The organism is Actibacterium sp. (assembly GCF_041584535.1).
Classification (GTDB): Bacteria; Pseudomonadota; Alphaproteobacteria; order Rhodobacterales; family Rhodobacteraceae; genus Actibacterium_D.
Window position 1 is genome coordinate 1 of the sequence record NZ_JBFHDW010000164.1, and the last position, 6,088, is coordinate 6,088.

4 protein-coding genes are annotated in these 6,088 nt (G+C 62.1%); 3 read left to right on the forward strand and 1 reads right to left on the reverse strand.

Annotated elements, in window-relative coordinates:
- From carB to ABYW26_RS09215, 3 genes are all read left to right on the forward strand, one after another.
- Window positions 1–3,196 (forward strand): carbamoyl-phosphate synthase large subunit (gene carB, locus ABYW26_RS09205; RefSeq protein WP_372604504.1); only part of this gene is annotated, 3,196 nt, incomplete at its 5' end.
- A 149-nt stretch (window positions 3,197–3,345) separates the two neighbouring features.
- Complete coding sequence (locus ABYW26_RS09210) at window positions 3,346–4,053, forward strand: GntR family transcriptional regulator (protein WP_372604505.1); 708 nt, start codon at window positions 3,346–3,348, stop codon at window positions 4,051–4,053.
- 298 nt (window positions 4,054–4,351) lie between these two features.
- Entirely contained in the window at window positions 4,352–5,596 is a 1,245-nt protein-coding gene (locus ABYW26_RS09215) for a DEAD/DEAH box helicase (protein ID WP_372604506.1), read from the forward strand.
- A gap of 69 nt (window positions 5,597–5,665) precedes the next feature.
- Here ABYW26_RS09215 and ABYW26_RS09220 read toward each other — a convergent pair.
- Window positions 5,666–6,088 (reverse strand): hypothetical protein (locus tag ABYW26_RS09220; RefSeq protein ID WP_372604508.1); only part of this gene is annotated, 423 nt, incomplete at its 5' end.

Here is a 6,088-nt window from a genome sequence, read left to right on the forward strand (position 1 = left end):
CTGTAAAGCCCTGCGCGAAGAAGGCTATCGCGTCATTCTGGTCAACTCGAACCCGGCGACGATCATGACCGACCCGGACATGGCCGACGCCACCTATATCGAGCCGATCACCCCTGAAGTCGTTGCCAGAATCATCGAAAAGGAACGCCCCGACGCGCTGTTGCCGACGATGGGTGGCCAGACCGGTCTGAACACGTCGCTGGCGCTGGCCGATATGGGCGTTCTGGATAAATTCGGTGTCGAGCTGATCGGCGCCAACCGCGAGGCCATCGAGATGGCCGAGGACCGCAAGCTGTTCCGCGAGGCAATGGACCGTCTGGGCATCGAGAACCCCAAGGCCACCATCGCCAACACGCTGGAAGAATGCATGGACGCGCTGGAGCATATCGGCCTGCCCGCGATCATCCGCCCGGCCTTTACCCTTGGCGGCACCGGCGGCGGCGTGGCCTATAACCGCGACGACTATATCCATTTCTGCAAGTCGGGCCTTGATGCCTCGCCGGTCAGCCAGATCCTGATCGACGAGTCGCTGCTGGGCTGGAAAGAATTCGAGATGGAGGTCGTCCGCGACAAAGCCGACAACGCCATCATCGTTTGTTCGATCGAAAACGTCGATCCGATGGGCGTGCATACCGGCGACAGCATCACCGTGGCCCCGGCCCTGACGCTGACCGACAAAGAATATCAGATCATGCGCACCCACTCGATCAACGTGCTGCGCGAGATCGGCGTCGAAACCGGCGGCTCGAACGTGCAATGGGCGGTGAACCCGGCCGATGGCCGCATGGTGGTGATCGAGATGAACCCGCGCGTGTCGCGGTCGTCGGCTCTGGCCTCCAAGGCCACTGGTTTCCCGATTGCGAAAATCGCCGCCAAGCTGGCCGTTGGCTATACGCTGGACGAGCTGGACAATGACATCACCAAGGTGACCCCGGCCAGCTTTGAGCCGACCATCGATTATGTCGTGACCAAAATCCCGCGTTTCGCGTTCGAGAAATTCCCCGGCTCCAAGCCCGAACTCAGCACCGCGATGAAATCCGTGGGCGAGGCCATGGCCATCGGCCGCACCATCCACGAGTCGATGCAAAAGGCGCTGGCCAGCATGGAAACCGGCCTGACCGGCTTTGATGAGGTCGTGATCGAAGGCGCCCCCGACAAGGCCGCCGTGGTGGCCGCGCTGACCAAGGCAACGCCGGACCGGCTGCGCACCATCGCTCAGGCGATGCGCCACGGCTTGAGCGATGATGAAATCAACGCCGCGACCGCGTATGACCCGTGGTTCCTTGCCCGTATCCGCGAGATCATCGAAGCCGAGGCCGAGCTGCGCGCCAAAGGCCTGCCGGTCAGCGAAGAAGGCCTGCGCGCCGTCAAGATGCTGGGCTTTACCGATGCCCGCCTTGCCAAGCTGACGGGCCGGGACGAGGCCAATGTCCGCCGCGCCCGCCAGAACCTTGGCGTCACCGCCGTGTTCAAACGCATCGACACCTGCGCCGCCGAATTCGAGGCCCAGACGCCTTACATGTATTCCACCTATGAATCCCCGGTCATGGGCGATGTGGAATGCGAGGCCCGCCCGTCGGATCGCAAGAAGGTCGTCATCCTTGGCGGTGGCCCGAACCGCATCGGTCAGGGGATCGAGTTCGACTATTGCTGCTGCCATGCCTGCTATGCGCTTAGCGATGTCGGCTATGAAACCATCATGATCAACTGTAACCCCGAAACGGTGTCGACCGACTATGACACCTCGGACCGGTTGTATTTTGAACCGCTGACCTTTGAGCATGTGATGGAAATCCTGCGGGTCGAGCTTGAAAACGGCACCCTGCACGGGGTGATCGTTCAGTTCGGCGGCCAGACGCCGCTGAAACTGGCCAACGCGCTGGAGGCCGAGGGCATTCCGATCCTTGGCACCACCCCCGACGCCATCGACCTTGCTGAAGACCGCGAACGGTTCCAGGATCTGGTCAACCGTCTGGGCCTGAAACAGCCCAAAAACGGCATTGCCAGCACCGACGCTCAGGCCTTGGCCATCGCCGAGGAAATCGGCTTTCCGCTGGTGATCCGCCCGTCCTATGTGCTGGGCGGCCGCGCGATGGAGATCGTCCGCGATATGGCCCAGCTGGAACGCTATATCAAAGAGGCCGTGGTGGTCTCGGGTGACAGCCCGGTTCTGCTGGACAGCTACCTGTCGGGCGCGACCGAGGTTGACGTCGATGCGCTGTGCGATGGTGAAAAGGTCCATGTGGCCGGCATCATGCAGCATATCGAAGAGGCTGGCGTGCATTCCGGCGACAGCGCCTGTTCGCTGCCGCCGCACAGCCTGCCGAAAGACATCATCGACGAAATGGCCAAGCAGGCGCATGATCTGGCGCTGGCTCTGGGTGTGGTCGGGCTGATGAACATCCAGTTCGCGGTCAAGGACGGCGAGGTCTACCTGATCGAGGTCAACCCGCGCGCCAGCCGCACCGTGCCTTTTGTGGCCAAGGCCACCGACAGCGCCATCGCCTCGATCGCGGCGCGGCTGATGGCGGGCGAGAAACTGGACAGCTTCCCGATGCGTCCGCCCTACCCTGCCGGCACCGGTCCTGACGATCCGCTGCCGCTGGCCGACCAGATGTCGCTGGCCGATCCGAACATGCCGTGGTTCTCGGTCAAAGAGGCGGTCATGCCTTTCGCCCGCTTCCCCGGCGTCGATACGATCCTCGGCCCCGAGATGCGTTCGACCGGCGAAGTCATGGGCTGGGACCGTTCGTTCGCGCGCGCCTTCCTTAAGGCGCAGATGGGCGCAGGCGTGATCCTGCCGACCGAAGGTGCTGTGTTCTTCTCGATCACGGATGCCGACAAGACCCCCGAACTGGTCGAAACCGCCGCAATCCTGATCGACATGGGCTTTACCATCGTCGCCACGCGCGGCACGGCCGCGTTCCTCAAGGATCACAACATCCTCTGCGATGTGGTGAACAAGGTCTATGAGGGCCGCCCGAACATTGTCGACCTGATGAAGGACGATAAGATCGCGCTGGTCATGAACACCACCGAAGGCACGCAGGCGGTGGAAGACAGCCGCGAAATCCGCTCGGTCGCGCTGTATGACAAGATCCCGTATTACACCACCGCCGCGGCTGCGCATGCGACCGCGCTGGCGATGAAATCGCGTGAAGAAGGCGAAATCGGCGTGCGCAGCCTGCAAGGCTGATCCACGCCCCGCCATCCAGGGAAACCAACGGCGGCGCGCGGGTGTGCGCCGCGGTTTAGACTGCGGATTTCTGGTCAAGCGCATTGTTCCGAAGGCTGCTTGTTGCTATGTCTTAGGCAACAAATAAAACAGCCTCAGGCGATTTTTTCATGCCGCAAACCGAAAGCATCGACACGCAGGGCAAGGCCAAACCGGTCAAGGCTACTGCGATCGAAACCGTGCACCAACAATTGCGCAGCCGGATCATGAACGGGAAATTGAAGCCCGGCGAACGGTTGCATGTCGACAATCTGCGGCAGGAATTCGGGGTCTCGACCTCGACCATGCGCGAGGCGCTGTCGCGGTTGCTGATCGATTCACTGGTGATTTCGGAACAGCAGCGTGGTTTTCGCGTCAGCCCGCTGTCGGTGCGTGATTTCCGCGACATCACCGACGCCCGCAAGATCATCGAAACCAGCGCGCTGCGGATTTCGCTGGCCCATCGCACCGAGGATTGGGAGGCCGATCTGGTCGCCGCCTATCACCGGCTGGCGCGGGCCGAGGCCAAGCTGATCGGCGAGGGTCAGTCCGACTATGCCGACATCTGGGACGAGCAGAACGCGAATTTCCACGATTGTCTGGTCAAGAATTGCAACAACGCTTGGCTGATCCGGTTTCGCCGGACCCTGCATCAGCAATCCTATCGCTATGTGCGGATTGCGCTGGCCAATGCCAGTGGCACCCGCGACGTGCGGGCCGAGCACAAGGCGATCTTCGACGCCGCGATCGACGGCGAAACCGAGAAATGCGCTGCTCTGATCGAAGACCATATCGAACGCACGATGGACGCCGTTATCGCCAAATTACCGTTCAATTGACCCACTTTGCCGCCGATGCGGCGAAGGCACGGTCGCGGCCAACATTCATTATGCAGATGCAGCGGACTTGACTTGTGGCCGGTGAAAGCGCATGTCAGCCCCAACCTGACGCCGCGCTGCCGCGTGAGCAGCCCCCAGGCGTCGGAGATCAGAGCGCAAGACGCTCTGCCCTTTTGGTTCCCCCTCACGCAAGGGTTCCTGTGACCAGATCTGGTCACGCCCAAGCCAACCGGCCGCCCCCTGGGGTGGGCCGCTATTATGTTTTTCGGGTGGTGCGCCACCCTTTGAAAGGGTCACGATGACCGAATTTTCGATGCTGGGCCTTGCGCCCCGTCTTATGAAAGCCCTCGAAGCACAGGGCTATACTGATCCGACTCCGATTCAGGCCAAGGCCATTCCGCATATTCTGGATGGCCGCGACATCATGGGGCTGGCTCAGACCGGCACCGGCAAAACCGCGGCCTTTGGCCTGCCGCTGGTTCACCAACTGCTGCAAATCGGCACTGCGCCGACACCGAAAACCGCCCGGGCGCTGATCCTTGCCCCGACGCGCGAACTGGCCAACCAGATCACCGACAACCTGTCCGGTTTCATCAAGGGCGCGCATCTGCGCATCACCCATGTTGTGGGCGGCACCTCGATCAATGTGCAGATCAAGAACCTGACCCGTGGCACCGATATTCTGGTGGCAACGCCGGGCCGCCTGCTGGACCTGATCGACCGCCGCGCCATCAGCCTGTCGGAAACCCGGTTTCTGGTGCTGGACGAAGCTGACCAGATGCTGGACCTTGGCTTTATCCACGCGCTGCGCAAGATCGCGCCGCTGCTGGCCACCCCGCGCCAGACCCTGCTGTTCTCGGCCACGATGCCGAAACAGATGAACGAACTGGCACAAACCTATCTGAACAACCCGATCCGGGTGCAGGTCAGCCCTCCGGGCAAGGCCGCTGACAAGGTGACGCAATCGGTGCATTTCGTGCAGCAGACCGGGAAAACCGCGCTGCTGAAACGCCTGCTGGCCGCCCATCCGGGCGAATTGGCGCTGGTCTTTGGCCGCACCAAGCATGGCTCGGAACGTCTGAAGAAACAGCTTGAGGCCGAAGGCTTTGCAGCCGGGTCGATCCATGGCAACAAAAGCCAGGGTCAGCGCGAGCGCACGCTGCAGGATTTCCGCAACGGCAAGATCAAGGTTCTGGTCGCCACCGATGTCGCCGCCCGTGGCATCGACATTCCCGGCGTCGCCTATGTCTATAACTTCGACCTGCCCAACGTGCCCGAGAACTATGTTCACCGTATCGGCCGCACCGCCCGTGCCGGCGCAACCGGTCTGGCCGTGGCGTTCTGTTCGCCCGAGGAAACGGATGAATTGCGCGCGATTGAAAAGGTCATGGGTCTGAGCATCGCCGTGGCGTCGGGCACCCGCCCCGCCGAGGCACACAAGGCCCACAAGCCGCAACCGTCCAAGCGCAACGGCCCGCCGCAAGGCAGCAAGCCGCGCCGCCGGTTCAGTGGCCAAAAGAGCCGCCAGCGCGCGGCCGCCTGATCCAAAACGACAAAGGGCGCCCTGAGGGCGCCCTTTTTGTTTCATTCAAGTGCCGCCCGTAGCGCGGTCTCAGGTCGCCTCTTCTTCGAGGTGCAGCTTCATTTCGATCAGAACATGTTGCAACGCAAGGGTTTCTTTCAACAGGCGCTTGGCCTCGTTGATGGTGATGATGCCATCCTCGATCGACTGGTTGTATTCCGACATCAGCATCGCGAACCGCTGGGCCAGCGCCACGACATCAGCGTTCACCCCGCCATTCGGCGCGTTCTTCTTGCCGTCCTGATTGTAAGACAGGGTAATGCCCTGAAGCTCGGCCAGCGCGGTGGTAACATGCGGAAAGCGCGCCGCGCCTTCCAAGGCTGCAACCGCGTCGATCGGCATGAAACGGTCGGCGTGCTCGGCCGCGTCCGAGTAATACCGCCCCAAGGTCGCCTTGGATCGCCCGGTCAGAGTGCAGGCGGCCTCGATGCCGACATCCTTGACCAGAGCCTC

Coding starts and splice junctions, on each gene's coding strand:
- ABYW26_RS09210 (WP_372604505.1), top strand. CDS start 3,346: ATGCCGCAAACCGAAAGCATCGACACGCAGGGCAAGGCCAAACCGGTC.
- ABYW26_RS09215 (WP_372604506.1), top strand. CDS start 4,352: ATGACCGAATTTTCGATGCTGGGCCTTGCGCCCCGTCTTATGAAAGCC.